Origin of the sequence: Octadecabacter sp. SW4, assembly GCF_008065155.1 — a bacterium.
GTDB lineage: Bacteria > Pseudomonadota > Alphaproteobacteria > Rhodobacterales > Rhodobacteraceae > SW4.
In genome coordinates this window covers 725,384-751,081 of the sequence record NZ_CP042819.1, presented here as the reverse complement: position 1 = coordinate 751,081, position 25,698 = coordinate 725,384, and the positions used below count along the sequence as shown (strand labels likewise).

Annotated in this window: 26 protein-coding genes; 11 read left to right on the top strand and 15 right to left on the bottom strand. The window is 60.2% G+C overall.

What is annotated here, in order from left to right; genetic code table 11:
- Window positions 1-4 precede the first annotated feature (4 nt).
- Genes upp through FTO60_RS03790 form a run of 6 tightly spaced genes read right to left on the bottom strand, consistent with a single transcriptional unit; the run spans window position 5 to window position 5,677 of the window.
- A complete protein-coding gene (gene upp / locus FTO60_RS03815) occupies window positions 5-637 on the bottom strand; it encodes a uracil phosphoribosyltransferase (RefSeq protein WP_148054731.1) in 633 nt (210 codons plus the stop codon).
- On the bottom strand, window positions 634-1,620 hold the full coding sequence (locus FTO60_RS03810; RefSeq protein ID WP_148054730.1) for an adenosine deaminase: 987 nt from the start codon (window positions 1,618-1,620) through the stop codon (window positions 634-636). The genes upp and FTO60_RS03810 overlap by 4 nt, the downstream gene beginning before the upstream one ends.
- Window positions 1,617-2,828 (bottom strand): phosphopentomutase, encoded by a 1,212-nt coding sequence (locus FTO60_RS03805; RefSeq protein WP_148054729.1) that lies wholly within the window; start codon window positions 2,826-2,828, stop codon window positions 1,617-1,619. The genes FTO60_RS03810 and FTO60_RS03805 overlap by 4 nt, the downstream gene beginning before the upstream one ends.
- Window positions 2,828-4,129, bottom strand: a complete 1,302-nt coding sequence (locus FTO60_RS03800; RefSeq protein ID WP_148054728.1) for a thymidine phosphorylase — start codon at window positions 4,127-4,129, stop codon at window positions 2,828-2,830. Before FTO60_RS03800 ends, FTO60_RS03805 begins: the two co-directional genes overlap by 1 nt.
- Window positions 4,129-4,533, bottom strand: coding sequence for a cytidine deaminase (locus FTO60_RS03795; protein WP_148054727.1), 405 nt, complete (start codon window positions 4,531-4,533; stop codon window positions 4,129-4,131). The genes FTO60_RS03800 and FTO60_RS03795 overlap by 1 nt, the downstream gene beginning before the upstream one ends.
- A 58-nt stretch (window positions 4,534-4,591) precedes the next feature.
- Window positions 4,592-5,677, bottom strand: a complete 1,086-nt coding sequence (locus tag FTO60_RS03790) for a cupin domain-containing protein (protein ID WP_148054726.1) — start codon at window positions 5,675-5,677, stop codon at window positions 4,592-4,594.
- A 146-nt stretch (window positions 5,678-5,823) separates the two neighbouring features.
- On the opposite strand from FTO60_RS03790, the gene FTO60_RS03785 reads away from it, so the two are divergent.
- A complete protein-coding gene (locus tag FTO60_RS03785) occupies window positions 5,824-8,103 on the top strand; it encodes an NADP-dependent malic enzyme (protein WP_148054725.1) in 2,280 nt (759 codons plus the stop codon).
- Between the two features lie 207 nt (window positions 8,104-8,310).
- On the top strand, window positions 8,311-10,203 hold the full coding sequence (gene prpE / locus FTO60_RS03780; RefSeq protein ID WP_148054724.1) for a propionate-CoA ligase PrpE: 1,893 nt from the start codon (window positions 8,311-8,313) through the stop codon (window positions 10,201-10,203).
- A 126-nt stretch (window positions 10,204-10,329) separates the two neighbouring features.
- Here prpE and FTO60_RS03775 read toward each other — a convergent pair whose 3' ends face one another.
- Entirely contained in the window at window positions 10,330-11,097 is a 768-nt protein-coding gene (locus FTO60_RS03775; protein ID WP_148054723.1) for an NAD kinase, read from the bottom strand.
- Window positions 11,098-11,261: 164 nt separating this feature from the next.
- Here FTO60_RS03775 and glyA point away from each other — a divergent pair, with 164 nt between their 5' ends.
- Window positions 11,262-12,548, top strand: coding sequence for a serine hydroxymethyltransferase (gene glyA, locus FTO60_RS03770; protein WP_148054722.1), 1,287 nt, complete (start codon window positions 11,262-11,264; stop codon window positions 12,546-12,548).
- Window positions 12,549-12,619: 71 nt separating this feature from the next.
- Entirely contained in the window at window positions 12,620-13,504 is an 885-nt protein-coding gene (locus tag FTO60_RS03765; RefSeq protein WP_148054721.1) for a DUF817 domain-containing protein, read from the top strand.
- On the opposite strand, the gene FTO60_RS03760 is transcribed toward FTO60_RS03765, so the two are convergent.
- On the bottom strand, window positions 13,443-13,814 hold the full coding sequence (locus tag FTO60_RS03760) for a hypothetical protein (protein ID WP_148054720.1): 372 nt from the start codon (window positions 13,812-13,814) through the stop codon (window positions 13,443-13,445). The two genes, FTO60_RS03765 and FTO60_RS03760, sit on opposite strands and share 62 nt — an antisense overlap.
- A 64-nt stretch (window positions 13,815-13,878) precedes the next feature.
- On the opposite strand from FTO60_RS03760, the gene FTO60_RS03755 reads away from it, so the two are divergent.
- Complete coding sequence (locus FTO60_RS03755) at window positions 13,879-14,616, top strand: alpha/beta fold hydrolase (protein ID WP_148054719.1); 738 nt, start codon at window positions 13,879-13,881, stop codon at window positions 14,614-14,616.
- A 153-nt stretch (window positions 14,617-14,769) separates the two neighbouring features.
- Here FTO60_RS03755 and FTO60_RS03750 read toward each other — a convergent pair whose 3' ends face one another.
- A complete protein-coding gene (locus tag FTO60_RS03750; RefSeq protein ID WP_148054718.1) occupies window positions 14,770-14,952 on the bottom strand; it encodes a CTP synthetase in 183 nt (60 codons plus the stop codon).
- 282 nt (window positions 14,953-15,234) lie between these two features.
- Here FTO60_RS03750 and FTO60_RS03745 point away from each other — a divergent pair, with 282 nt between their 5' ends.
- Entirely contained in the window at window positions 15,235-16,008 is a 774-nt protein-coding gene (locus FTO60_RS03745; protein ID WP_172623790.1) for a winged helix-turn-helix domain-containing protein, read from the top strand.
- An 87-nt stretch (window positions 16,009-16,095) separates the two neighbouring features.
- Here the strand turns inward: FTO60_RS03745 and lepA are convergent, their stop codons facing one another.
- Complete coding sequence (gene lepA, locus FTO60_RS03740) at window positions 16,096-17,895, bottom strand: translation elongation factor 4 (protein WP_148054716.1); 1,800 nt, start codon at window positions 17,893-17,895, stop codon at window positions 16,096-16,098.
- A gap of 186 nt (window positions 17,896-18,081) precedes the next feature.
- Here lepA and FTO60_RS03735 point away from each other — a divergent pair, with 186 nt between their 5' ends.
- A complete protein-coding gene (locus tag FTO60_RS03735) occupies window positions 18,082-18,417 on the top strand; it encodes an arginine transporter (protein ID WP_148054715.1) in 336 nt (111 codons plus the stop codon).
- Here the strand turns inward: FTO60_RS03735 and FTO60_RS03730 are convergent.
- From FTO60_RS03730 to FTO60_RS03710, 5 genes are all read right to left on the bottom strand, one after another.
- Window positions 18,414-18,839 carry a hypothetical protein gene (locus tag FTO60_RS03730; RefSeq protein WP_148054714.1) on the bottom strand — a complete coding sequence of 142 codons (426 nt, stop codon included), beginning with the start codon at window positions 18,837-18,839 and terminating at the stop codon, window positions 18,414-18,416. The two genes, FTO60_RS03735 and FTO60_RS03730, sit on opposite strands and share 4 nt — an antisense overlap.
- 68 nt (window positions 18,840-18,907) lie before the next feature.
- Window positions 18,908-19,414 (bottom strand): copper chaperone PCu(A)C, encoded by a 507-nt coding sequence (locus FTO60_RS03725; RefSeq protein ID WP_148054713.1) that lies wholly within the window; start codon window positions 19,412-19,414, stop codon window positions 18,908-18,910.
- 33 nt (window positions 19,415-19,447) lie between these two features.
- Window positions 19,448-19,804, bottom strand: a complete 357-nt coding sequence (locus FTO60_RS03720; protein WP_148054712.1) for a hypothetical protein — start codon at window positions 19,802-19,804, stop codon at window positions 19,448-19,450.
- An 82-nt stretch (window positions 19,805-19,886) separates the two neighbouring features.
- The gene (locus tag FTO60_RS03715; RefSeq protein ID WP_148054711.1) at window positions 19,887-21,014 is read right to left on the bottom strand and encodes a mandelate racemase/muconate lactonizing enzyme family protein; all 1,128 of its coding nucleotides are present in this window, start codon (window positions 21,012-21,014) and stop codon (window positions 19,887-19,889) included.
- Window positions 21,015-21,045: 31 nt separating this feature from the next.
- Window positions 21,046-21,807: an SDR family oxidoreductase gene (locus tag FTO60_RS03710; RefSeq protein ID WP_148054710.1), complete on the bottom strand. Its 762-nt coding sequence runs from the start codon at window positions 21,805-21,807 to the stop codon at window positions 21,046-21,048.
- A gap of 116 nt (window positions 21,808-21,923) precedes the next feature.
- Between FTO60_RS03710 and FTO60_RS03705 the strand changes: the two genes are divergently transcribed.
- The 4 genes from FTO60_RS03705 (at window position 21,924) to FTO60_RS03690 (ending at window position 25,636) form a co-directional block, all read left to right on the top strand.
- The gene (locus FTO60_RS03705) at window positions 21,924-22,703 is read left to right on the top strand and encodes an acetoacetate decarboxylase (protein WP_148054709.1); all 780 of its coding nucleotides are present in this window, start codon (window positions 21,924-21,926) and stop codon (window positions 22,701-22,703) included.
- Window positions 22,700-23,668 (top strand): C-terminal binding protein, encoded by a 969-nt coding sequence (locus FTO60_RS03700; RefSeq protein WP_148054708.1) that lies wholly within the window; start codon window positions 22,700-22,702, stop codon window positions 23,666-23,668. Before FTO60_RS03705 ends, FTO60_RS03700 begins: the two co-directional genes overlap by 4 nt.
- Window positions 23,669-23,672: 4 nt before the next feature.
- Entirely contained in the window at window positions 23,673-24,515 is an 843-nt protein-coding gene (locus FTO60_RS03695) for a fumarylacetoacetate hydrolase family protein (RefSeq protein ID WP_148054707.1), read from the top strand.
- A gap of 83 nt (window positions 24,516-24,598) precedes the next feature.
- A complete protein-coding gene (locus FTO60_RS03690; protein WP_148054706.1) occupies window positions 24,599-25,636 on the top strand; it encodes a rhamnose ABC transporter substrate-binding protein in 1,038 nt (345 codons plus the stop codon).
- Window positions 25,637-25,698: the final 62 nt, after the last annotated feature.

The following is a 25,698-nucleotide window of genomic DNA, read 5'->3' as shown; positions in this document are numbered from 1 at the left end:
GCCGCTATTTTGTGCCAAACATCCGATCACCCGCATCACCTAGCCCCGGAACAATATATCCATGCTCGTTGAGGCAGTTATCCACAGCCGCTGTGACGATGGGGATATCTGGATGGGCTTCTTTCATACGCGCGATTCCCTCGGGCGCGGCCAGCAGGCACAAAAACCGGATGTTGGTCGCGCCCGCTTCTTTCAGCAAATCCATTGCCGCCACGGATGAATTTCCGGTCGCCAGCATCGGATCAACGGCGATCACAAGGCGATCCTCGAGCGCTTCGGGCAGCTTGCAGTAATACTGCACCGGCTTCAGGGTTTCTTCGTCACGGTAAAGCCCGACAAAACCGACGCGGGCCGATGGGACCAGTTCAAGCACCCCATCAAGCAACCCGTTTCCGGCCCGCAAGATCGACACCAGCGCGAGCTTTTTGCCATCCAGGACCGGGGCGTCCATCGATTCCATCGGCGTCTCGATCCGGCGCGTGGTCAGCGGCAGATCGCGCGTGACCTCATAGGCCAGCAGCTGCGAAATCTCGCGCAGAAGCTGGCGGAAAACGGCGGTGGACGTGTGTTTGTCGCGCATCAGGCTCAGCTTGTGTTGCACCAACGGGTGGGTGACGTGGGTCAGGTGTTCGCTCATGTGGCCTCCAGCTTTTTGGCGATCTTGGCGCGGGTGTCCTCATCACAGAACGCCGCCGCAAGGGCGGTTTCGTTAAGCGCGCGCAAATCGCTGTCGTCCCAGCCGAATGTCTTGGCCAGATTTACAAATTCATCCGTCATCGTGGTGTGGAAAAACGGTGGATCGTCGGTCGACACCGTCACCTTGACGCCTGCATCGCGCAAGGGTTTGATCGGGTGATCGGCCCAGCCCCCCGACGCCTTGAGAAAAACATTTGACCCCGGGCAAACCTCGAGCACGACACCTGTTTGCGCCATCTGATCGACCAGCGCGGGGTCTTTGATCGCATTGATTCCGTGGCCGATGCGTTCAACCCGCAGATCGCGGATCGTGTCGGCCACCATATCCGGCCCGCCCCATTCGCCCGCATGGCAGGTCAGTTGCAATCCGGCCTCGCGCGCCATGTCGAAACTATAGGCGTAATCGCCCGGACGTCCGACCATTTCCGCCCCCGCCATACCAAAGCCGGTGATGAAGCGGCCCTTGGTTTCAGCGGCGCATTTGGCGGCGGTTTTGGCCTGTTCGGGGCCGAAATGGCGGATGCAGGTAATGATGCCGCGCAGCGTGATACCCATATCGCGCTCGGCCTCGTCGGCGGCCATTTCCATCGCCGCCAGATAGTCGCGCCAGGCAGACAGATCGCCACCGCCGCAAAAATCGGGCGACAGGAAGGTTTCGGAATAGACAACGCCGTGGCTGGCGCTTTCTTCCAGCACCGCCTTGGTCAGACGGTAAAATTCCTCGGGGCCGGTCAGCGTGGTGCAAGCAGCCTCATAAACGCGCAGGAAATGTTCAAAATCGCGATAGGCATAGCCGCCGTTTTCATCGAATATCTCGCTGATATCGATGCTTTTTTCACGGGCAAGACCAGCGATGAACGCAGGCGGTGCGGCCCCCTCCAGATGCAGGTGCAATTCGACCTTTGGCATGGAGTTGAACGTCATGGAAATGTCTTTCCGGTTCCCTGTGATGGCACGCCCAGATGCTGCGCCACGCTGGCAGCGATATCAACAAACCCGACATGCCCCAAGTCCCTTGTGCCTGCGCCATGCACAAGAACCGGCACCCGTTCGCGGGTGTGATCGGTGCCGACCCATGTCGGGTCATTGCCGTGATCGGCGGTGACAATCAGCATGTCATCGGGGCGCAGGCACGGCAGGATTTTTGCCAGTTCGGCATCGAACCATTCGAGGTGGCGCGCATATCCGGCGGGGTCGCGGCGATGGCCGTATTCGCTGTCAAACTCGACAAAATTGGCGAATGTCAGCGACCCGTCCTCTGCCCCGTCCACCAGCGCATTCAAATGGCCCATCAGGTCAATATCCTTGCCCTTGACCACGTCATCAATACCCTGCATCGAGAAAATATCGCCAATCTTTCCAACGGCATGGACCTTTCTCCCGGCATCCTTGACCCAATCGCACAGGGTTGGCGCGGGTGGTGCAATCGCAAAATCACGGCGATGCGGCGTGCGCTGAAACCCGCTTTGGGCGTCCCCCACAAAGGGGCGGGCGATCACACGACCGATCTTCATGGCATGCAGCGTGGGCGCAAGTGCGCGACACAGATCCAGCAAGCGATCAAGGCCAAAGGTTTCCTCGTGCGCGGCAATCTGGAACACGGAATCCGCCGAGGTGTAGCAAATCGGCCAGCCGGTTTTCATGTGGCGCGCGCCTTCTTCGTCAAGGATCACGGTGCCGGATGCGTGACGATTGCCAAGAATGCCACCGGTGCCCGCCGTTTCACAGACCTGCACGACCAGATCGTCGGGAAAGCAGGGGTCGGTGTCGGGAAATGTGTGCCAGTCCCAGGGCACCGGAACGCCCGCGATTTCCCAGTGGCCCGAGGGCGTGTCCTTGCCGCGCGACACTTCGGTGGCAGCCGCATAGGCACCGGTCGGTGTGGCGTCCAATCCGTCAGCCGCGTCACCGCTTGCCAGCTTGAGCGCAGCGCCAAGACCCAGCGCATCCAACGTCGGCACATGCAGCGGCCCGCTGCGCCCCGTATCGGCGCGCCCGGCGGCACATTCGCGCGCGATATGGCCCACCGTGTTGGCACCGGTATCCGGCACATCGCCGTTGAAAAACTGGTCGGCATCGGGTGCGCCGCCAATGCCAACACTGTCAATCACAACCAAAAAGGCACGAGGCATCACTCTATCCTTTCGCGGATCAGGTCGGGCAGGTCCGGTGCATCGCCGATGGTGATCGCCGCCAAAACGGCCCGCGCTGTAGCTTGGGCGCTGTCCTCGTCGGCGGCGTGGATCACGGCAAGCGGATCGCCGCGGGTCACCTTGGTGCCCAGCATCACCACTTCGGACAGCCCCACGGCGGGGTCGATCCTGTCGGTCTCCACGCGCCGCCCGCCCCCCATATCGACCACGGCAAAACCCAGCGCTTCACCGTTGATCGCGCTGATATGGCCGCTTTCGGGGGCCGGAACCTCGCCCACAACTGGGGCTTTGGGCAGATGCGTGTGCCAGTCGTCGGCCATGTCGGGCGGACCGCCCAGCGCGGCCGTCATCGCGGCGAAATGCTCCATCGCGCGACCCGATGAAATGGCATCGCCAATCATCTCCTCGGCTTCGCCCTCACCGTGGCCAACCAGCGCCAGCAATCGCCCCCCCAAGGCGACAGTCAGATCGTGCAGGCGCGGCGCGGCCAGCCGGTTTCCGGCCAGCACCTCCATGCAGGTCCCCACCTCGAGCGCATTGCCAAGGGTCGGCGCAAGCGGTTGATCCATATCGGTGATAAAGGCCGCAGTGGCACAGCCCGCCCCATTGGCAGTGTCCACCAGCGAACGTGCAAGCGCGCGCGCGTCATCCGGCGTTTTCATAAAGGCACCACTGCCGACCTTGACGTCCAGCATCAACGCGCCAAGCCCCGCCGCCAGCTTTTTTGACAGGATGGACGCGGTGATCAGGTCGATGCTTTCCACCGTTGCCGTCACATCGCGCACGCCATAAAGCCGTTTGTCAGCCGGCGCGATCGATCCTGTCGCGCCAATGATGCAGCAGCCCACTTCGCGGGTAATCTTGCGCAACTGTGCATCGGTGATATTGCTGTCATAGCCGGGGATGGACTCAAGCTTGTCAAGCGTCCCGCCCGTATGGCCAAGGCCGCGCCCCGAAATCATCGGCACATAAACGCCGCAAGCCGCCAGCGCGGGCGCAAGGATCAGCGAGGTGCAATCGCCCACCCCGCCACTGGAGTGTTTATCGACAACCGGACCATCCATATCCCATTTCAGCACGTCACCGCTGTCGCGCATCCCTTGGGTCAGGGCCACGCGCCCCGCCTCGCCCAGCCCGTTCAAACAAACAGCCATTGCAAAGGCGCCCGCCTGCGCATCACTCACGGCACCGCTGGCAAGACCGCTGGCGAACCACTTGATCTCGTCGGCGTCCAGATCCTGCTTGCGCCGCACCTTGGCAATGATCGCGCGGGCATCCATCAGTTGCGCTCCATGTAATCCTGGGAAAAGACACCGGGCAACAACTCACCCACAGTCGTATGCAGCACCTTGCCATCCGTGGTGGCCAGCGTCACGACGATGTCGGGCGCGCTGAATTCCGCCAGCTTCTGGCGGCACCCGCCACAGGGGCTGACTGGCAGCGGGCTGTCGGCGATCACGGCGACCTCGGCGATGGCATCGTCACCGGCAGCGACCATCGCGGCAATTGCACCCGCTTCGGCACAGGTGCCTTCGGGGTAGGCTGCGTTTTCCACATTGCATCCACGGTGGACCGTGCCGCCAGTGGACAGCACGGCCGCGCCGACCTTGAAACCCGAATAGGGCGCATAGGCATGTTCGCGCACAGCTGTCGCGGCATCTATCAGATCTTGTGTTCTGCTCATGGCTGGTCTCCTTGTGCCTGACTCTGTGGTCTTGGCAGGCGGGATGCAAGGGGCAAGCTTAGCGTGCTGGCATGGTCTTGAACGCGCCGGGCAAGCTGACCTCGAGCAGTTCAAAATCATCAGAGGGGTCAGCCCAGTGGGTCACCATATCCGGCGGGATCACAAAGGCATCGCCCGCGCTCAGGTCATACGGTTCTTTGCCCTCGCCGTGCAGGGTCATACGGCCCTCCATCACAAAGCCGAACAGGATATCTGCATCGTGGCGCGCAGGGGTCGTGGCCCCCTGCCCGCGCCGCACGACTTGCACACCCGCCACGGATTTCGTGGCATCATTGATGGTGGTGTCGCGCGCAATATAGCCGGTCAGGCGAAATGGATGCCACGGTGCATCTGCCCCGACGTTATGCACAAACCGCTGCCCCTGCCATTCGCGATCTGGACGCAAATCGGGGGTCGGCAGTTGCATGTCGTGATCAATTTCGGTGATGTGTTCGGCGGGCACGCCGATCTCGATCACCTCGATCCCGTCCGAGGCCTCGAGCACGCGATGGCGGATCTCCGGCGGCTGGATAAAGCAATCACCGGCGTGCAGGCGGATCGGGCCACCCTGATCCTCGTATAAGACATCGACCCAGCCGCGATAACAAAAGATCAGCTGAAACCCGACGCGGTGGAAATGCACCGTATCGGGCACCGGCCCGCCATCGGGAATGCGAATATGGCTGGCGATGATCGACCCGCCCAGACGGGTCGGGATCAGGTCACGATAATGCATGCCCGCACGGCCAATGACCCAGGGCGCCTGATCTGTCAGGCGGCGCACGACAAATGCATGGTCGGTGTCGGGCAGGACCAGCGGCGGATTCAGCGGGCCAATCGTGATCTGTGTGCCGCCAGGCGCGACCTGCGTGCCCTTGAGAAAATCCGGATCGTCGGTGTTGATCTGCAACTGGCCGGCACCTGCCGCTCCCTGATCAAGGCGCACCCGCAGCCCGTGGCCGCTGAACACTGCAACGGCGGGATTGTCCGCCGGATAAATCATATCCATCCGCATTTTCAGGGTTTTCGTGAAAAACCCGATATCGTCACGCAGGGATGTGGTGGGCAAGACCACCTCGGCGCGAATTTCGTGTGTTTTGTCCATTGGCGTAAGTTGCGCGCGACCTTCTTGATTTGCAAGAAGCTGTTATCCGTGCTTAATCACGCATCAGCGCTTCCCCAACGGAAGCAAGCTTCCCCAACGGAAGCAAGATGGTTTAATATTAAACCATTATTCTCGGGAGGATCATCATGGCCGAAACACCGCGCGATAACCTGCGTCAGGCAGCACTGGATTATCACCGGCTCCCCAAGCCCGGAAAACTGGAAATCCGCGCCACCAAGCCGCTGGCGAACGGCCGCGATCTGGCCCGCGCCTATTCCCCGGGCGTGGCCGAAGCCTGCATCGAAATTACGGAAAACGCCGACACGGCGCGCGACTACACCGCACGCGGCAATCTGGTGGCCGTCGTCACCAACGGCACCGCTGTGCTGGGCCTTGGCAATATCGGCGCGCTGGCCTCAAAACCGGTAATGGAGGGCAAGGCCGTCCTGTTCAAGAAATTTGCAAACATCGACTGTTTCGACATCGAAGTGAATGAACCGGACCCGGAAAAGCTGGCCGATATCGTCTGCGCGCTTGAGCCCACCTTCGGCGCGATTAACCTCGAAGACATCAAGGCACCCGATTGTTTCATCGTCGAGAAGCTGTGTCGCGAGCGGATGAATATCCCCGTCTTTCATGACGACCAGCACGGCACCGCCATCGTCGTCGGTGCGGCAGCGACCAACGCGCTGCATGTGGCGGGCAAGACGTTCGAAGACATCAAGATCGTCAGCACCGGCGGCGGGGCCGCGGGCATTGCCTGCCTCAACATGCTGCTGAAACTGGGGGTGCGGCGTGAAAACGTTTGGCTCTGCGATATTGATGGGCTGGTTTACCAAGGCCGCGAAACCGAAATGACGCCGCAAAAGGCCGAATACGCCCAAGGTAGCAAAGCAGCTACCCTGACCGAGGTGATCGAGGGCGCGGATATGTTCCTTGGGCTGTCAGGCCCCGGCGTTCTGAAACCCGAAATGGTTGCGAAAATGGCCAAAGACCCGATCATCTTTGCCCTTGCCAACCCGACCCCGGAAATCCTGCCTGATCTGGCGCGCGAAGTCGCCCCCGGAGCGATCATCGCCACAGGGCGCAGCGATTTTCCCAATCAGGTCAATAACGTGCTGTGTTTTCCGTTCATCTTTCGCGGCGCGCTCGATGTGGGCGCGACCGAAATCAACGACGACATGCAACTGGCCTGTATCGCTGGAATCGCCGCGCTTGCCCGCGCCACCACATCGGCCGAAGCCGCGGCGGCCTATCACGGCGAAGAACTGACCTTCGGACCCGATTACCTGATCCCGAAACCCTTTGATCCGCGCCTGATCGGGGTGGTCGCCAGCGCCGTCGCCAAGGCGGCGATGGAAACCGGTGTCGCGCAACGCCCGCTTGAGGACCTGAACGCCTACAAGGCCAGCCTTGATGCATCCGTGTTCAAATCCGCGCTGCTGATGCGCCCCGTGTTTCAGGCCGCCGCTACCGCCGCCCGCCGGATCGTCTTTGCCGAGGGCGAGGACGAGCGCGTGCTGCGCGCGGCCCAGGCCATCCTTGAAGAAACCACAGAACTGCCGATCCTTATTGGCCGCCCCGAGGTGATCGAGGCACGTTGCGAACGGGCCGGTCTGACGATCAAGCCCAACACGGATTTCAAGATCGTGAACCCGGAAAACGACGATCGCTACCGCGACTATTGGCAAGCCTATCACAGCCTGATGTCGCGCCGTGGCGTCACCCCCGATCTGGCCAAGGCGATCATGCGCACCAACACCACCGCGATCGGTGCGGTGATGGTGCAACAAGACGAAGCCGACAGCCTGATCTGCGGCACCTTCGGGCAATACCGCTGGCACCTGAACTATATCGACAATGTGTTGGGCCGCGATGGCCACAGCGCTCACGGTGCCCTGTCGATGATGATCCTTGAAGACGGGCCACTGTTCATTGCCGACACCCATGTGCGGTCTGAACCGACGCCCGCGCAATTGGTCCAGACGGTTCTTGGTGCTGCCCGCCACGTGCGCCGCTTTGGTCTGGAACCCAATGTCGCGTTCTGTGCGCAATCACAATTTGGCAACCTTGATTGCGACACCGGCACCCGCATGCGCGAGGCGATGGCGATGCTGGATGATATGAACCTCGACTTTACCTACGAGGGCGAAATGAACGTCGATGCCGCCCTGGATGCGGAACTGCGCGAACGCCTTTTGCCCGGCAGCCGCATGCAGGGGGCTGCCAACGTGCTGGTCTTTGGCCACGCCGATGCAGCATCCGGCGTGCGCAATATCCTCAAGATGAAGGGTGGCGGGCTCGAAGTGGGGCCGATCCTGATGGGCATGGGCAACCGTGCGCATATCGTCACCCCGTCGATCACCGCACGCGGTTTGTTGAACATGGCTGCCATCGCCGGCACACCAGTCGCGCAATACGGCTGACCTGCACAAATGCAAAGCAACTTTGCAAAGTAGCGCCAATCTATGCAGCAACCCCCAGCATCTCGGTAACTTTGCAAAACTTTGCAGCCCAATTTGCGCAAATCCTGCAAATTTTCTGGGTCAATCTGACACGCCCCTGCGCAACAGACTTGCCCAGCGCGCCGACACTGCCTACCACCATGACATCGCTTTGGAGGAGGCAAACAAATGGGCTATCGCGAGGTTTACGACAGTTGGAAGGCTGATCCGGAAAGCTATTGGATGAATGCCGCCGAGGCGATCGACTGGGACCGCAAGCCAACCAAGGCCCTGTTTGACGAAAACGCCCCGCTTTATGAATGGTTTGCCGATGGCATGGTCAACACCTGCTACAACGCCGTGGACCGGCACGTGGAAAACGGGCGCGGTGACCAAACGGCGATCATCTATGACAGCCCGATCACTCATACAAAACGCGAAGTGACCTATTTCGAGCTGCGCAACCGCGTCGCCACCCTTGCCGGTGCGCTGCGTGCGAAAGGCGTGGAAAAGGGCGACCGCGTGATCATCTATATGCCGATGATCCCCGAAGCACTCGAGGCGATGCTGGCCTGCGCGCGCCTTGGCGCGATCCACTCGGTGGTGTTCGGCGGCTTCGCGGCCAGCGAATTGGCCGTGCGGATCGACGATGCGAAACCCAAAGCGATCATCGCGGCGTCCTGCGGGTTAGAGCCCGGGCGGGTGGTGCACTACAAACCGCTGCTCGACGGGGCGATTGATCAGGCGAGCCATAAACCCGATTTCTGCGTGATTTATCAGCGCGAGCAAGAGGTTGCACACCTTGAAGAAGGCCGCGACTATAACTGGCACGGCTTTCAATATGGCGTTGAACCCGCCGAGTGCGTCCCCGTCGAAGGTAACCACCCCGCCTATATTCTTTATACCTCCGGCACCACCGGCGCGCCCAAAGGTGTGGTGCGCCCCACGGGCGGGCACCTGGTGGCGCTGAACTGGACGATGAAAAACATCTACAACGTGGACCCCGGCGATGTGTTCTGGGCGGCCTCGGATGTGGGCTGGGTCGTCGGACACAGCTATATCTGCTACGCCCCGCTGATCCACGGCAACACCACCGTCGTGTTCGAGGGCAAGCCCATAGGCACGCCCGATGCGGGCACCTTTTGGCGGGTGATCGAAGAACATGACGTCAAATGCTTCTTCACCGCGCCAACGGCATTCCGCGCCGTCAAACGCGAAGACCCCACCGGCGAATTCGTCAAGAAATACGACCTTTCCTGCCTGAATGCGATCTATCTGGCTGGCGAACGGGCCGACCCTGATACAATCGAATGGATGCAGGATAAACTGGGCAAGCCGGTCTATGATCACTGGTGGCAAACCGAAACCGGCTACACCATCGCCGGCAACCCCGTCGGGATCGAGGCGCTACCCGTCAAGATCGGTTCGCCCACCGTGCCGATGCCCGGCTATGACGTGCAAATCCTTGACGAAGCGGGCCATCCGATGAAACCGGGCGAACTCGGCGCAATCGCCGTCAAACTGCCATTGCCGCCGGGCACGCTGCCGGGCCTATGGAATGCCAACGACCGCTTTATCAAATCCTACCTGACAACCTTTCCCGGTTACTACGAAACCGGGGATGCAGGGATGATCGACGAGGACGGCTACCTTTACATCATGGCGCGCACCGATGACGTGATCAACGTGGCTGGCCACCGCCTGTCCACGGGCGGGATGGAGGAAGTGCTCGCCGCGCACCCCGATGTCGCCGAATGCGCGGTGATCGGCGTGACAGATCAGCTCAAGGGGCAATTGCCAATGGGCTTTGTCTGCCTCAACAAGGGCGCGACCAAATCACACGAGGATGTCGTCAAGGACTGCATCAAACTGGTGCGCGACAAGATCGGCCCGGTGGCCGCGTTCAAGCTGTGTGCGGTGGTGGACCGCCTGCCGAAAACCCGCTCGGGCAAAATCCTGCGCGCGACAATGGTCAAGATCGCCGACGGCGAAGACTTCAAGATGCCCGCGACCATTGATGATCCCACAATCCTCGATGAAATCCGCGCAGCGGTGAAACCACTAGGATATGCCGGCGGCTAACAGCTTCTTCTGTTCAAAAATACCTCCCGCCGGAGGCGCAGCTTTCACCCCGTACCCCGGGCGGTTTTGCACGTCGCCGCGCAACTTTCTGAATATGAAATGCGCGGTCGCGCTCCGTTTACCGGATCACACAAACTGCTCGCGGATCAGTCGTTCTTCCAACCCGTGACCGGGGTCAAACAGGATACGGTGGGCTACCTTGGGTTCGGACCGGATCTCGACCCAGGCCACATCACGCACGGATTTACCATCGGCGTCCGACATCACCGGGCGCTTGTCCGGCTCGATTACATCAAAGCGCACCAGGGCGCTTTTGGGCAGCAAGGCACCGCGCCAGCGCCGTGGCCGAAACGCCGACATCGCCGTCAACGCCAGCACATCCGATCCGATCGGCAGGATCGGCCCGTGGGCCGAGTAGTTGTAGGCGGTTGAACCGGCGGGCGTGGCGACCAGCGCGCCGTCACAGACCAGCTCGTGCATGCGAACCTTGCCGTCCACCGAAATCTGCAATTTCGCGGCCTGTGGCCCTGCGCGCAGCAGCGACACTTCGTTGATCGCAAGCGCGTGATGTTCAGTGCCATCGATACAAACAGCCGTAGTCGCCAGCGGATTGATCACGGCTTCTTCGGCCTCGGCCAGCCGGTCCAGCAGATCGTCGCTGTGAAACTCGTTCATCAGAAATCCGACTGTGCCGCGGTTCATCCCGTAAACCGGCGCGGGCAGATCCTGGGTCGCGTGCAGGGTCTGCAGCATGAATCCATCACCGCCCAGCGCCACGATCACCTGCGCCTCCGCCACCAGGCAATCGCCATAGCGCGCAATCAATTCACCCTGCGCGGTTTGGGCGGTTGGGGCCTCGCTGGCCAGAAAGGCGATCTTGATCTTGGCAGTCATGCGGCGGCCCTTTTCAACTGTATTGACGGTTGTCCACCGATCCTGCCTGAAACGCAAGCGCAGGGCGAATGGCGGCGCAATGCGCCAACGGGTCGTTTTGTCACTTTTGGCCACGCCCACCTTACGCTAAGACACGGGCAACATTTCACCCGAGGGGCACTTTCATGACCAACGATTCCGGCTTTTTCACCGAAAAACTTGCAACCCGCGATCCGGCCCTCTTTGCCGCGATGCAGGACGAGCTGGGCCGCCAGCGCCACGAGATCGAGCTGATCGCAAGTGAAAATATCGTGTCCGCCGCCGTGATGGAGGCGCAAGGCTCTGTCCTGACCAACAAATACGCCGAAGGCTACCCCGGGCGGCGCTATTACGGCGGTTGCCAGTATGTCGATGTGGCTGAAAATCTGGCGATTGACCGCGCCAAGCAGTTGTTTGGTTGCGCATTTGCCAACGTGCAGCCCAATTCCGGCTCTCAGGCCAACCAGGGCGTGTTTCAAGCACTTTTGCAGCCCGGTGATACGATCCTTGGCATGTCTTTGGACGCAGGTGGCCACCTGACCCACGGCGCCAGGCCAAACCAGTCGGGAAAATGGTTCAACGCGGTGCAATATGGTGTGCGCCAGCAGGACAACCTGCTGGATTACGATCAGGTGCAGACCCTGGCCACCGAACACCAGCCCAAGATGATCATCGCCGGTGGCTCGGCCATTCCGCGCATCATCGATTTCGCGCGGATGCGCGAGATTGCCGATAGCGTTGGCGCTTACCTGTTGGTTGATATGGCCCACTTTGCCGGGCTGGTTGCGGCGGGCATCTATCCATCGCCCTTCCCGCACGCCCATGTGGCCACGACGACGACCCACAAAACCCTGCGCGGCCCGCGCGGCGGCATGATCGTCACCAATGACGAAGCCCTGGCCAAGAAATTCAACAGCGCGATCTTTCCCGGCATTCAGGGCGGCCCGCTGATGCATGTGATCGCCGGCAAGGCCGCCGCCTTTGGCGAGGCGCTTCGCCCCGAATTCAAGACCTATCAGGAACAGGTCGTCAAGAACGCACAGGCTTTGGCAGATCAGTTGATGAAGGGCGGGCTGGACATTGTGTCGGGGGGCACCGACAGCCACCTGATGCTGGTCGATCTGCGCCCCAAGGGCGTCAAGGGTAATTCCACCGAAGTCGCCCTTGGCCGCGCCCATATCACCTGCAACAAGAACGGCATCCCGTTTGATCCCGAAAAGCCGACCGTGACATCGGGCATCCGCCTTGGCACCCCGGCAGGCACCACGCGGGGTTTCAAAGAGGCCGAGTTCCGCCAGATCGCCGACTGGATCGTCGAAGTGACCGAAGGTCTGGCGGCCAACGGTGAAGACGGCAACGACGCCATCGAGGCCAAAGTGCGCGGCGAAGTCGAAGCCATGTGCGCCCGCTTCCCGATCTATCCCGACCTCTAGGGAATAGCTGCACAAATGCTACGCAAGGCCGCCGCTGGACACCCGGGGCGGCCTTGGTCTTTGGTGCCCCCATGAAATATCTCTCGCTTGAACGCCGCCTTGGCGATGCTGTCCGCCGCCGCCTGCCGCACCCGGTCGCCGAACTTGTGATGTTCGGGTTGAAACAGGGCTGGGCCTGCCTGTTTGGCGGTTTGATGATCGCGGGGTTGCTGGTCAGCGATGCACTCTGGCAGGATGATTGGTGGATTGCGCGTTATGATGCGCTGTTTCTCTTTGGGCTGACCATTCAGGCGCTGCTCCTGACCTTCAAACTGGAAAGCTGGCGCGAGGCGCGGGTGATCCTGTTGTTTCATGTCACCGGCACGGCGATGGAGATATTCAAGGTCAATGCCGGCAGTTGGGCCTATCCCGACGCGGGGTTGATCAAACTTTGGGGTGTGCCGCTGTTTTCGGGGTTCATGTATGCCAGCGTCGGGTCTTACATGGCGCGGGTGATCCGTATTTTCGACATGCGGTTCGCGCCTTTTCCGCCCTTCTGGATCACGGCCCTGCTGGCCTGCGCGATCTATATCAACTTTTTCGCGCATCACTTTGCCCGGGACATGCGCGTGGTGTTGTTCGCCGCGACGATCCTGATCTATGCCCGCACCCGCATCTGGTTTCGGATCGGCGCGCGTGACTACTGGATGCCCCTGCCCCTTGCCGCGCTGCTGACCAGCTTTTTCCTGTGGATCGCCGAAAATGTCGGCACCAGCACGGGGACATGGGTTTATGCGGGGCAGTCGGTGCGTGATTGGGTCAGTGTTACCAAACTCGGGTCATGGTATCTGCTGCTTTATGTGAGCTTTGCCACGGTCCTGCTGGTTTACCGCGATGTGCTGCACCCTGCCGCGATCACACCAGCCCGCGCGCCCACAGATACCAGACGCCAACAGCGAAAATTAGCAATAGATTAAAGGCGATAACGCCCAAGAATCCCAGCAACCTGCCCTTGGCGCGGTCTTTGGGGTCAACGGTTTTCAGGAAGGCAACCATATCATCATGGGCACGCCGGACGCGGTCCTCGTCCACCATCCGTGCCAGTTTCGGGTTTTGCGCCAGCACCGCCGCCTGCGCCAGAAACGCCCCGTCACGGCGCTGGCGCTTGGGTAAAAGCCGCCCGGCTTTGTGCACCTGACGGCCCAGATCGCGGCCGCGCACGCGCAAGCGATCCCGCATCAGCGTGCGGATTTCTTCGACCAGTTTGTGCAAGGTATCCGGGTCCATTTGCGCAATCTAGCGGTGGCATTGGGCGCTGGCAATCGGGGCCTGTGCGCCCTAGATTGCGGGCATGTTGAATACACTTGAATACGGCGAAGCGGGGCTGCCGAAACTGCTGATCGCGCACGGGCTTTTCGGGTCGGCGCGCAACTGGGGCGTGATTTCCAAACGGCTGTCCGACATCCGCCACGTGGTCTCGGCCGACATGCGCAACCACGGCGAAAGCCCGCGATATCCGACACAAAGCTACGCCGATATGGCGGGCGATCTGGCGGCACTTCTGGACACCCCTGCCGATGTTCTGGGCCATTCGATGGGTGGCAAGGCGGCGATGGTCATGGCACTGGCCCACCCCGAAAAAGTGCGCAAACTGGTCGTCGCCGATATCGCGCCCGTCGCCTACGGACATTCGCAAAGCCATCATATCGCGGCAATGAAAGCCCTTGATCTGGACGCGATAGAGACGCGCGCGCAGGCTGCCGCGCTGTTGCAGGTTGACGAGGAAGTGCGCGACTTCTTTCTGCAAAGCCTTGATGTGCAAGATAAAAAATGGCGTCTGAATTTGGACGTGCTGGAACAGGACATGGCGAAAATCATCGGCTTTCCCGATGTCTCGGGGCAGTTCGCGGGGCCGACCCTGTTCTTGACGGGGGCCGCGTCAGACTATGTGCAACCCGCACACCGCGACCGGATCAAGGCGCTGTTCCCCAAGGCGCGCTTTGCCAAAATTTCCGGCGCGGGGCATTGGCTGCATGCGCAGCAGCCGCGCGCGTTTGAACAGACCGTGCGGGCGTTCTTGACCAGTTAGGCAGGGCTGCAGTCAAAAACCGAGCACCGCCGATTGGCCAAGCACCAGCAGGCTGAACAGCGCAAGCGTGACAAGATAGACGATTGGCAACTGTGTCATGATGAACCTCTTTCGTTAATAGTGGTTCAACGGCTGACGCGGGCGTTTCCGTCGTCAGTTTTCGATGATTTTCTTGGCAATGATCCAGGTGACCGGCAGCGCGACAACCGCGCCAAGGGCCACGGCGATCACGATCGGGTAAAGCGTATCATACCCCATCGTCAGCCCGGCAATCATAAAGCTGCCCGCCAGGGTCGTGCCAATCACGGCGTAAAGAATAGATGCAAGTCGAAGCATAATGCGCCCCTTTGGTTGTTTCATGCAGGGTTTGGCATGTTTGGGGGCGGCGGGCTTTGATTTGGGTCAAGGTGGGGGCGACGCCTACTAGGAAGTCGCGCACGAACCGAGGGGTCCTCACCGCGCTCATTCAGGCGCTGCGCCCGAACCGAGGGGCTGGTGCGAAGCGCCCGCCCCGTGGGGGCGGTTCGGGCGCTGCCAAACGCTGTGCGTTTGGCATGTTGCAATTAGTTGGGATACCACGCAATCTGAGCGGGAGCAGTGATAGTATTGGAGCGACTTTTGGCCGACTTAACCTGGGATAAGGCAATACAAAAAGTACTTACGGCAGCAAGTGGAGCTATGCACTACACTCAAATTGCTGAAGATATTGAGGCATCTGGCTATCGACAGGTGCTTGGAGCGACTCCAGCAAATTCCGTCAATATGATAATTAACAAGTCGATTAACGAAAAAGGCGATAAATCGAAGTACGTGCGTCTTGGAAAAGGAATGTATGCGTTACGGATTGAGCTTCAGAAGAAATCTCAGGAAAAGCCTTCTGCAGAAGAAACGGAAGAAGGCGAAAAGAGTACAGGTATTATTCAATGTCTAGGTATGTATTGGAAGTCAGAAAATGTTTCGTGGAAAAACAACCCAAAGCTGTTTGGCCAAGCGACACCAAAATCGGATACCATTGATTTCTCGGAACAAATAGGAATTTACCTTCTTCATGACCGCGACAAAGTTGTTTACGTAGGTAGAGTGGATGAACCGAGGCTTGGGCAAAGGCTATTCGAGCATACCAAAGACCGCCTCAATGCCCGATGGGATCGATTTTCTTGGTTCGGACTACGTCCCATTGATGAAAGCGGGAATCTAGGAAAGTCGCAGGATAAGATTGATTTTGTATCTTCAATTTCTGCACTAGAAGCGATCTTGATTGAATCCCTTGAACCGCCACAGAATAGGAGAAGAGGAGACCAGCTGAACGCTGTCGAGTATATACAAACTCCGAAACCGTTAATTTCAGAGGAGAAGGCAAAGGCTATCGATCTAATTCTAAAGAGCCTTTAGATAATCGTCAGCGTGCCTTAGCTCCTAAATTCGACCGCAATTGCCCTTCGGTCAATCCCTTCCCCGGACGCCACAATACAACCAGCCCTAACTATCCATCTTCAGCGCCGAAATAAACGCCTCCTGCGGGATATCCACTTTGCCGAACTGCCGCATCTTCTTTTTCCCCGCCTTCTGCTTGTCCAGCAGCTTGCGTTTTCGGGTCGCATCCCCGCCGTAGCATTTCGCGGTCACGTCCTTGCGCATGGCTGACAGGGTTTCGCGGGCGATCACTTTGCCGCCGATGGCTGCCTGAATCGGGATCTTGAACATGTGGCGGGGGATCAGGTCCTTGAGCTTTTCGACCATCGCGCGGCCCCGCATTTCGGCGCGGTCGCGGTGCACCATCATCGACAGGGCGTCGACGGGTTCGTCGTTCACCAGCACCGACATCTTGACCAGATTATCCTCGCGGTAGCCGGTCAGTTGGTAATCAAAGCTGGCGTAACCCTTTGTTACGGATTTCAGGCGATCATAGAAATCAAACACAACCTCGTTCAACGGAAGGTCATACACCACCATCGCGCGGCTGCCCGCATAGGTCAGGTCTTCCTGGATGCCGCGGCGGTCCTGACACAGTTTCAGCACATCCCCAAGGTATTCGTCCGGCACCAGAATCGTCGCCTTGATGCGCGGTTCCTCGATGTGGTCCACATGGGTCAGGTCGGGCATGTCGGCGGGGTTGTGCAGCAGTTGCATCGTCCCGTCACGCATGTGCACGTGATAAATCACCGACGGCGCGGTGGTGATCAGTTCGATGTTGTATTCCCGCTCGATCCGGTCGCGGATCACCTCAAGGTGCAACAGCCCCAGAAAGCCACAGCGAAACCCGAACCCCAGCGCGGCGGATGTCTCCATCTCGAAACTGAAGGACGCGTCATTGAGGGCCAGCTTGTCAATAGCATCGCGCAGGTCTTCAAATTCGGATGAATCCACCGGGAACAAGCCGCAAAAAACCACAGGCTGGCTCGGCTTGAACCCCGGCAAGGCCTTGTCACAACTGCGCTTTTCATGGGTCACCGTGTCGCCCACACGGGTGTCGCGCACCTGTTTGATGCTGGCGGTCAGAAAGCCGATCTCGCCCGGGCCCAGATCATCGACGACCTGCATCGCGGGGCGGAAAACGCCAATCCGATCAACGTGATGCACCGTATTGTTGGACATGAATTTGACGCGGTCACCCTTTTTCAAGACGCCATCAATCACCCGCACCAGCACGATCACGCCCAGATAACTGTCATACCAGCTATCGACCAGCATCGCCTTGAGGGGCGCGTCGCGGTCGCCCTTGGGGGCAGGCAGATGCTGCACGATCGCCTCGAGGGTTTCGCGGATGCCTTCGCCGGTTTTCGCCGATACGGCAATCGCGCCCGACGCATCAATCCCGATCACGTCTTCCACCTGTTCGGCAACGCGGGAAATATCGCTCGCGGGCAGGTCTATCTTGTTGAAGACAGGCACGATTTCATGATCAGCATCCAGCGCGTGATAGACATTTGCCAGTGTCTGCGCCTCGACCCCTTGGGTGCTGTCGACCACCAAAAGCGAGCCTTCGACCGCCCGCATGGAGCGCGACACCTCATAGGCGAAATCGACGTGTCCGGGGGTGTCGATCAGGTTGAGCACATATTTCTGCCCATCAAGCGCGACATAATCAATCCGCACCGTGTTGGCCTTGATCGTGATCCCGCGCTCGCGCTCGATATCCATGCTGTCAAGCATCTGCGCCTTCATATCCCTGTCCTGCACGGTGCCCGTGGACTGGATAAGGCGGTCAGCCAACGTGGATTTCCCGTGGTCAATATGCGCCACGATCGAGAAATTGCGGATGTGATCTAGGTCAGTCATACAAGGGGATATGGTGGGATTTTGGGGGTTTGGCAATGGGATATCGTTACTGTCAATAACGATGAGTGCGCCAATGTGCACCTGATTAACCCCCTTCCCCCACTCCCCCATTTCCGCCATAATCGTCGCAGGCACACACGGGCTGACATCGCGCAAAGCGGGCGGGCCGAACATCGAGGCGGATCTATGCGTAGAGCTATCATTCTTTCGGCACTTGTTCTTTTGACATCTTGCGCCGGGGCCAACCGCGCAGGCGTTGGCAGCACGCGCGGCGCAACAGGCGAAATCAGCCGGGCCTGCCTGGCGGCGGATCGCGCGGCGGCCAATCCGGCCTTGTGTGGCTGTGTGCAGGCAGCCGCCAACCAGACCCTGCGCGGCAGCGATATGTCGCGCGCGGCTTCGTTCTTTGGCGATCCTGATCGCGCCCAGGCGGCCCGCACCGCCGATAATTCCAGCACCGAGGCATTTTGGCAGCGTTACCGGACGTTTGTGGATCAGTCGCGCGCGATGTGCAGCGTCTAACGCAGGTATCCACGCCGCGTCATGCCCCGCGCATAGGCCCAAAACACCACGATCATGATGAAAATCGCGGCTGAAAAGAGCGCGGCCGTTGGTCCAGCAAGGTCGATTATCGACACCTCCGACAGCCCGAAACTATAGACAGATGTGGCGATCAGCCCAAGCAGCGCAATGAAAAAGGCCGTGCTGGCAAAGCGGCTGCGCGCCAGCAGGAACACCGACCCCAGCACCGAAAACCACACGCCTGTCGCCCAGGTGGCAACCGCCCACGAGGGGTAGCTGGTGAAATAGGCCAGTTGTTCGGGCGTATAATTGCCCAGGTAACTTGGGACCCGCGCCTGCACCATCAGGTAGTCAAACGCCCCCATCGTGTTCCAGAGGAGCGAGAGAAGCCCTACGGCCCAAAGGTGCCACGGTCGGCGCATGTCACATTCCTTCTTTGTGGCAGGCTAACACGGGTTTGCACCGGGACAAAGCGGATGAAAACGGGCGGTCAGTTGCTCTCGCTGCCCATGTCGCCTTGATCCCCCATATCGCCCTGATCCATCGCGCCCATCATCGGCATCCGCGCGTTGTCGACAGGTATCTCGACCGTCAGTGCGCCGGAACTTTCAAACGTCAGCGTCACGGTGACCATTTCATCCTGCACAAACGGGCCGGTCAGCCCCATGAACATGATATGATCACCGCCGCGTTGCAGGATGTGATCACCCCCTGCCGGGATTGCAAAGCCGCCTTCGACTTCGCGCATGCGCATCACGCCGTTTTCGTCCTCGATATGGGTGTGCAGCTCGACGCGGGCGGCCGCATCCGATGCGACGGCAATCAAACGGTCGTCCGTGTCGCCGCTGTTGCGGATCGTCATAAAGGCCGCCCCGGACTGCGCCATCGCCCCGCTGGAACGCGCGTAGGCATCGAGGATTTCGATCCCACCGGCAAAGGCAGGCAGGGCAAAAGCCACGGCAGCCGTCGCCGCAAGAAGAGTCGTTTTGAGAGACATGTCATGTCCTTACATTGCTTTAGGTGTTTGAAATTATGTGTTTTTCAAACAAGCAACGGGGGGTCCGCGGGCCAAGGGGGCGATAGCGGGACGCTGGACATGCGCCGCAATGGCGGCGCTGGCAAAGGTCATGGCGCGCAGATTGCGCAGGACATCTGATGCATCCGGCGGGGCGCTGGTAATGATAAAGGACACCACGCAGTCCGGGCAGATCGGCGTGGCGCCAGCGGGCTTGCCCCCTTCATCGACAGGCGCTGCACCATGCAGGGCCACGCAAAGCCCCGTGCCATCCGCAACAACCACTTGCCCGCGCGCCTCGGCCATCTGCTGACTGGTGAAGGTCATCAACAGCGCAAGAACGATCGCTAAGGCGTGGCGCAAATTGGGCATGGGCATTGGTTAACATGGTCCATCAGGGGCGAAAAGCGTCAGGACGTCGCGGTCTGCGCTGCCCACGACCGTCCCTTGCGCCCTAGCGGTCCATGCGCGCGGACTGCACCAGATCCTCGTTGATTTCGATACCAAGGCCCGGTCCCTCGGGACGGTTCACCGATCCGTCCCTGTGCCAGATCGGCCGATCAACCAGATCGCTTTGCGCAGGGCCATAAACGGGCTGAAGTTCGAGTAGATAACAGGCGGGGCTGGCAAAGCTGAGCGCCTGACTGGCGGCCCCGACGATCGCCGTCGAGAAGTTATGCGCGTTGGCCTGTCGACGGTTAAGCGCACAAATCTCGGCGGCTTTGCGAAAACCCGTGATCCCCTCGACACGCCCCGGATCAAGACCGATCACATCAACCGTGCCCGACTGCACGATCCGCTGGACACCCACGGCATTCCATTCGCGCTCACCATAGGCGATGCGGATGCCGGATGCTGCGCGCAGGGCGGCATAGCCAGAAGGGTCGTCGTGGCCCAGCGGTTCTTCGAGCCAGGCAACATTGCGTTCCTCGAACGCGCGCGCACGACGGATGGCGGTGGGGACATCCCAGAAATTCTTGACGCCGAGGTCGATCATCAGATCCTTGCCCGGCCCCATCGCCGCCTGCACCTTGTCGACAAATTCCAGATCGCGCGCCTCGTCAAACCCCAAATTTGCATTGCCAGCCTTGCCAAACCCAACCTTGGCCCCGTGCAGGCCGGTGGCCGTATGGGCGGCGATTTCCTCGGCCATCTTGTCGATGCTTGCATCGGTGCCGTGCAGGCTTGCAATGGCAGGCAGGGTGTCGCGCACCGGCCCACCCAGCAGGTCAAGAACGCTGACGCCAAGCTGTTTGCCCTTCAGGTCCCACAGGGCGATGTCGATACCGGATATGGCGATCGAGGCAATTCCGGCCCCCGTGCCATACCACCAGCTATGCTGTTTCAGGTCGTGCCAAATGGCTTCGGTATGCAGCGGGTTCCGGCCAATCACGATCGGGGCCAGACCTTCGATGATCCGGGCCGTCGCAAGCGTGGCCTCGGGAAAATAGGCGCAGGATTCGCCCCAGCCGACACGCCCGTCCCGATCCGTGATCTTGACCAGACAGACAGACCGAAACCGGTTGTGATCGGTGGGTTCCTGATAGGAAACGGGGATTGCCTCGACGCTGGCGACTTTCATGGGCGGTCCTTTTCAGGTCGTGCGGGGCCGTTCAGCCCATCATGGATTTGAACGGCTCTTCGCGAACGTCGAGCAGCACCTCGTCAAGTTTACGGGCTTGGGGGCCGCAAAGCCAAGCCATAACGCTGGCAGGCACATCGGGATGCACCAGGTCTTTCTTGGCGATCTTGCTGATCGGGTTCAGCCCCGCCGTGCGGATCTCGGACTGCATTTCAGTATCGGTCGGCGGGATACCGACAAAGAAGAACTGCACATCGCCGCCGTCCAGGTCCTTGGCGAACATCATCGTCATCATGCGCGCCGCCGCCTTCGAGTTGCAGTAGGCCGTCCAGCCTTCCATCGGCGTGGTCGCGGCCCCCGTGCCGGCGTTCACCACCACCCCCTTTGATGCGCGCAGCAACGGCAGGGCCGCGCAGGTCATCCGGTGCACGCCCAGCGCGTTGATCTCATAGGCTTGGCGCAGGGATTCCGTGGCAAGCGTGTCGATATGGCCAATCGGCGCGATTGAACCTGCGTTATTAACCAGCGCATCAAGACGGCCGTTTTCGGATTTGATGCGCGTCAGCACCGTGGCGATTGTGCCGGCATCGGTGACGTCAAGATCAACAAGCGTGCAGTCTTTCAGATGATCAGCCCACGCGGGGTCTGGTGCATTCAGAATGCCCGCATAGACCTTGCCCCCGCTGGCCGCGATTTTCCCCGCAAGAACCGCGCCAATCCCGCGTCCAGCACCTGTGATCAGGATGGTCTTTCCCGACAGATCCGGGATCTCAATTGGTGATAGGTCGAACATTCTTCTTGCTTTCCTCTCGCGAATCGTCAAATTGGTATGACCAATTAATTGGTATGTGACCTGTCGGCGGAAGTCAAAAGCATTTGATCCGACCGGCACACCACTGGGAGGGGATAATGATGAACACCCGTTACGGTGTCAGCAAGCCGACCGAGGACGATATCCGCAAGGGCGGTTTTTCGACCCCTTGGGATGCGCCGATGATTCCCCCCTTTCCCTTTGCTTTCCGCAATGCCGAGGTCATGAGTGTCTATTGGCGCACTGACCCCGATGCGATGGCATTTTTGTTGCCCCCGCCCCTTGAACCGGTCGGGGATGTCGTCTGCGCGCATATCTACAAGATGAATGACACCGATTGGCTTGGCCCCTACTGCGAGGCCAACGTGATGATCGCCGCCCGCCTTGGTGACCGGATCGGTGCCTATTCGCCCTATCTGGTTCTGTCGTCCGATATCGGTGTCGCCCACGGACGCGAGGTGCATGGCCAACCCAAAAAGCTGGGCACCCCGGAATTAACATGTCGCGGTGACCTGATGGTCGGCACCGTCGAACGCAACGGGATCGACGTGCTGACTGGCACCCTACCCTACAAGCAGCGCCGGATCGCGGATGACGGGCTGGCCCCTTATTTCGACTTTACGACGAACCTGAACCTCAAGGCGGTGGATCACATCGACGGACAGCCCGCCATTCGGCAACTGACCAGCCGCAAGTTGTCTGATGTGCAGGTGCACGAGGCATGGATCGGTCCCTGCACCGTCGAGTTGCGGCCCAATGCCCAGCTTCCGGTCTTTCGCCTGCCCGTGCTGGAGCCGCTTCAAGGCGTCTATTGGCGCGCAGATTTCACCCTGGTGCAGGGCGAGGTCATTCATGATTATCTCGCGGAGGGCGCATGAGCCAGAAAGTTGTCATCACCGACTACACCTTCCCCAGCCTTGTGGCCGAAGAAGCGGCGGCGGCCTCTGCCGGGGCGGCATTTTCCGCGCATCAGTGCAAAACCGACGCCGAAGTGGCAGAGGCCGTGAAAGATGCCGATGCCGTCGCGGTCCAGTTCGCCACATTCGGCCCCTTGGCCGCGCAGGCCGTGCGGCCCGGCGCAACGGTCATTCGCTATGGCGTGGGGTATGACAACATCGACCTCGAAGCCGCCGCCGCCGCCAGCCTCAGGGTCGGATATGTTCCCGATTACTGCGCCGACGAGGTTGCGGATCATACGGCCGCAGCAATCCTGGCACTGTTGCGCAAACTGGTGCCGCTTGACGCCTCGGTGCGGGCCGGTGACTGGGCGGCTGTGAATGTCTGCAAGCCGATGAAACCCTTTGCGGAAACGACCGTCGGTTTTTTCGGGATGGGGCAGATCGGGTCTGCGGTAAAGGCGCGCCTTGTGGGGTTCGGCTTTCAGTTCATTGTCGCGGACCCCGGCCTGTCGCCCGCACAGGCCAGGGCCGCAGGCGTGTCACTGGTCAGCAGCGACACCTTGCTGGCGCAGGCTGACATCATTTCATTGCACGCGCCCGGCACGCCGCAGACAACTGGCTTTTTCAACGCAAAACGGTTGGCGCAGATGCAACCGCACGCGATGATGGTCAATTCCGCGCGCGGCCTTTTGATCAACGAAGACGATCTCGCGGCCGCCCTGGAAAATGGCACGATTGCAGGCGCTGCTTTGGATGTCTTTCAGACCGAACCGCTCCCGGCGACGTCGCCATTGCGCGGGGCACCCAACTGTCTGTTGACGCCACACGCGGCCTGGTATTCCGAAGCAGCGATTGGCCGCTTGCAAGGCTTGGTGGCCGATGATTTGACGGCGGCGCTGTCCGGTCGCGGGCCGCGCAAACCCGTTCCCGTATTGAAAGGATAAATGAATGAAACTGCTTCGTGTTGGCCCAGCAGGACAGGAAAAACCAGCCGCATTGGATGAGGCTGGAACGCTTCGTGACTTGTCGGCTCATGTCGAGGACATCAGCGGCGCAACGCTGTCCGATGACGGCCTGGCGGCCCTGCGGCAAATTGATCTTGCGACCCTGCCCGAGCTGCCGGCTGACAGCCGGGTCGGCCCCTGCGTCGGGCAGGTGGGCAAGTTCATGTGCATCGGCCTGAACTATTCCGATCACGCGGCGGAATCCGGCATGGAGGTGCCCGCGCATCCTGTCCTGTTCATGAAGGCGACCAGCGCGATTTGCGGACCAAACGATGATGTGCTGATCCCGCGCAATTCACAAAAGACCGACTGGGAGGTCGAACTGGGTGTCGTGATCGGCAAAAAGGCCAGCTACGTCGAGGAAGCCGATGCAATGGGTCACGTTGCGGGCTATTGCGTGGTCAATGACGTGTCCGAAAGGGCGTTTCAGATGGAATTCAGCGGCCAGTGGGTCAAGGGCAAAAGCGCCGACACCTTTGGCCCGATCGGCCCCTGGCTGGTCACCCGAGACGAGGTCGCAGACCCGCAAGATCTGGATATGTGGCTTGAGGTGGATAGCCACCGTTACCAGGACGGATCGACCAGAACGATGGTGTATGGGGTTGCCCACCTTGTTCACCACCTGTCCCAATTCATGACCCTTCACCCCGGCGACATCATTTCAACGGGCACCCCGCCCGGCGTCGGGTTGGGGCAAAAACCACCGGTCTATCTGCGCAGGGGACAGGTCATGGAACTTGGCATCGAGGGTCTGGGACGCCAACGCCAGACCGTAGGGCAGGCCTGAAGGCAAGAACCACGAAACCCGCGCCGGGAGGGCGCGGAACACTGGAAACGACTGACGACAAGATTTCAACGGAGGAGAAAAACATGAAATCGCTGAAAACACTTGGCCTCACGGCCGCATTGATGATGAGTGCCGCCGGTCTTGCGAATGCGCAGACCGCGCTTGAAGGCGGCGAAGAGGTCAACATGGTCCTGCTGCCCAAATTCCTTGGTATTCTGGTCTTTGATCAGGCCAATGAAGGCGCGCAGGAGGCCCATGCCGAATTGGCCAACCCCGGCGAGCTGCTGTTCGTCGGCCCAACGCCGGAAAATTCGGTCGCCGGACAGATCGAGATCATGACGACATCGGCGACCCAAGGTCAGGGCGCCGTGATGCTGTCCAACAACGCGGGTGATCAGATCGCCCCTGCCGCTGTCGCAGCACAGGAGAACGGCACGCGGGTCGTGACATGGGATAGCCCGATCCCCAGCGGCGAAGGCGAAGATATCTTCGTGGCGCAGGTCGACTTTGGCGACATGGGGGTGGTGATGGCCGATATGGCCTATTCCATCCTGGGCGGTGAAGGCCAGATGGCCGTGCTCTCGGCAACGCCCGATGCGGCCAACCAGAATGCCTGGATCGCCTCGATGCAAGCGGCGCTCGAGGATGATAAATATGCCAACATCGAACTGGTCGATATCGTCTATGGCGATGATCAGGCCGAGGTCAGCTATAACCGCGCACTCTCGCTTGTCGATCAATACCCCGATCTGGGCGTGATCATGTCACCGACAACCGTGGGCATTCAGGCCGCGGCCAAGGCGATGCAGGACGAAGGCCTGTGCGATCAGGTCAAGGTGTCGGGCCTTGGGCTGCCTTCGGAAATGGTGTCCTACACCATGAACGGCTGCGCGCCGGAGTTCGCCCTTTGGGACTTCCGCGACCTTGGTTACCTGACCTACTTTACGTCATACGGTCTGGCTACCGGTCAGCTGTCTGGTGAAATCGGTGAATCCTTCACCGCCGGTCGGATGGGTGACTTTACCATCGAGGAAGACCCCGGTCGCCCCGGTTCCAAGCGGATCCTGATGGGGCCGTTCACCATCTACACCAGTGAAAACGTCGAAGCCGCTGCCGGCTAACGGCGCTTGCGAGGGGTCGCGGCGGGTTACTCCCTCCTGCCGCGACCCATTTTGGAGAACCC

What these genes read in the sequence shown, in the direction of transcription:
- FTO60_RS03715 (WP_148054711.1), bottom strand. Translation starts at nt 21,014, where the DNA reads ATGAAAGTCGCCAGCGTCGAGGCAATCCCCGTTTCCTATCAGGAACCC.
- FTO60_RS03690 (WP_148054706.1), top strand. Translation starts at nt 24,599, where the DNA reads ATGAAATCGCTGAAAACACTTGGCCTCACGGCCGCATTGATGATGAGT.
- FTO60_RS03705 (WP_148054709.1), top strand. Translation starts at nt 21,924, where the DNA reads ATGATGAACACCCGTTACGGTGTCAGCAAGCCGACCGAGGACGATATC.
- FTO60_RS03805 (WP_148054729.1), bottom strand. Translation starts at nt 2,828, where the DNA reads ATGCCTCGTGCCTTTTTGGTTGTGATTGACAGTGTTGGCATTGGCGGC.
- FTO60_RS03800 (WP_148054728.1), bottom strand. Translation starts at nt 4,129, where the DNA reads ATGGATGCCCGCGCGATCATTGCCAAGGTGCGGCGCAAGCAGGATCTG.
- prpE (WP_148054724.1), top strand. Translation starts at nt 8,311, where the DNA reads ATGGGCTATCGCGAGGTTTACGACAGTTGGAAGGCTGATCCGGAAAGC.
- upp (WP_148054731.1), bottom strand. Translation starts at nt 637, where the DNA reads ATGAGCGAACACCTGACCCACGTCACCCACCCGTTGGTGCAACACAAG.
- glyA (WP_148054722.1), top strand. Translation starts at nt 11,262, where the DNA reads ATGACCAACGATTCCGGCTTTTTCACCGAAAAACTTGCAACCCGCGAT.
- FTO60_RS03750 (WP_148054718.1), bottom strand. Translation starts at nt 14,952, where the DNA reads ATGCTTCGACTTGCATCTATTCTTTACGCCGTGATTGGCACGACCCTG.
- FTO60_RS03730 (WP_148054714.1), bottom strand. Translation starts at nt 18,839, where the DNA reads ATGCGCCGACCGTGGCACCTTTGGGCCGTAGGGCTTCTCTCGCTCCTC.
- lepA (WP_148054716.1), bottom strand. Translation starts at nt 17,895, where the DNA reads ATGACTGACCTAGATCACATCCGCAATTTCTCGATCGTGGCGCATATT.
- FTO60_RS03795 (WP_148054727.1), bottom strand. Translation starts at nt 4,533, where the DNA reads ATGAGCAGAACACAAGATCTGATAGATGCCGCGACAGCTGTGCGCGAA.
- FTO60_RS03765 (WP_148054721.1), top strand. Translation starts at nt 12,620, where the DNA reads ATGAAATATCTCTCGCTTGAACGCCGCCTTGGCGATGCTGTCCGCCGC.
- FTO60_RS03700 (WP_148054708.1), top strand. Translation starts at nt 22,700, where the DNA reads ATGAGCCAGAAAGTTGTCATCACCGACTACACCTTCCCCAGCCTTGTG.
- FTO60_RS03725 (WP_148054713.1), bottom strand. Translation starts at nt 19,414, where the DNA reads ATGTCTCTCAAAACGACTCTTCTTGCGGCGACGGCTGCCGTGGCTTTT.
- FTO60_RS03810 (WP_148054730.1), bottom strand. Translation starts at nt 1,620, where the DNA reads ATGACGTTCAACTCCATGCCAAAGGTCGAATTGCACCTGCATCTGGAG.
- FTO60_RS03755 (WP_148054719.1), top strand. Translation starts at nt 13,879, where the DNA reads ATGTTGAATACACTTGAATACGGCGAAGCGGGGCTGCCGAAACTGCTG.
- FTO60_RS03695 (WP_148054707.1), top strand. Translation starts at nt 23,673, where the DNA reads ATGAAACTGCTTCGTGTTGGCCCAGCAGGACAGGAAAAACCAGCCGCA.
- FTO60_RS03760 (WP_148054720.1), bottom strand. Translation starts at nt 13,814, where the DNA reads ATGGACCCGGATACCTTGCACAAACTGGTCGAAGAAATCCGCACGCTG.
- FTO60_RS03720 (WP_148054712.1), bottom strand. Translation starts at nt 19,804, where the DNA reads ATGCCCAATTTGCGCCACGCCTTAGCGATCGTTCTTGCGCTGTTGATG.
- FTO60_RS03790 (WP_148054726.1), bottom strand. Translation starts at nt 5,677, where the DNA reads ATGGACAAAACACACGAAATTCGCGCCGAGGTGGTCTTGCCCACCACA.
- FTO60_RS03710 (WP_148054710.1), bottom strand. Translation starts at nt 21,807, where the DNA reads ATGTTCGACCTATCACCAATTGAGATCCCGGATCTGTCGGGAAAGACC.
- FTO60_RS03735 (WP_148054715.1), top strand. Translation starts at nt 18,082, where the DNA reads ATGCGTAGAGCTATCATTCTTTCGGCACTTGTTCTTTTGACATCTTGC.
- FTO60_RS03785 (WP_148054725.1), top strand. Translation starts at nt 5,824, where the DNA reads ATGGCCGAAACACCGCGCGATAACCTGCGTCAGGCAGCACTGGATTAT.
- FTO60_RS03775 (WP_148054723.1), bottom strand. Translation starts at nt 11,097, where the DNA reads ATGACTGCCAAGATCAAGATCGCCTTTCTGGCCAGCGAGGCCCCAACC.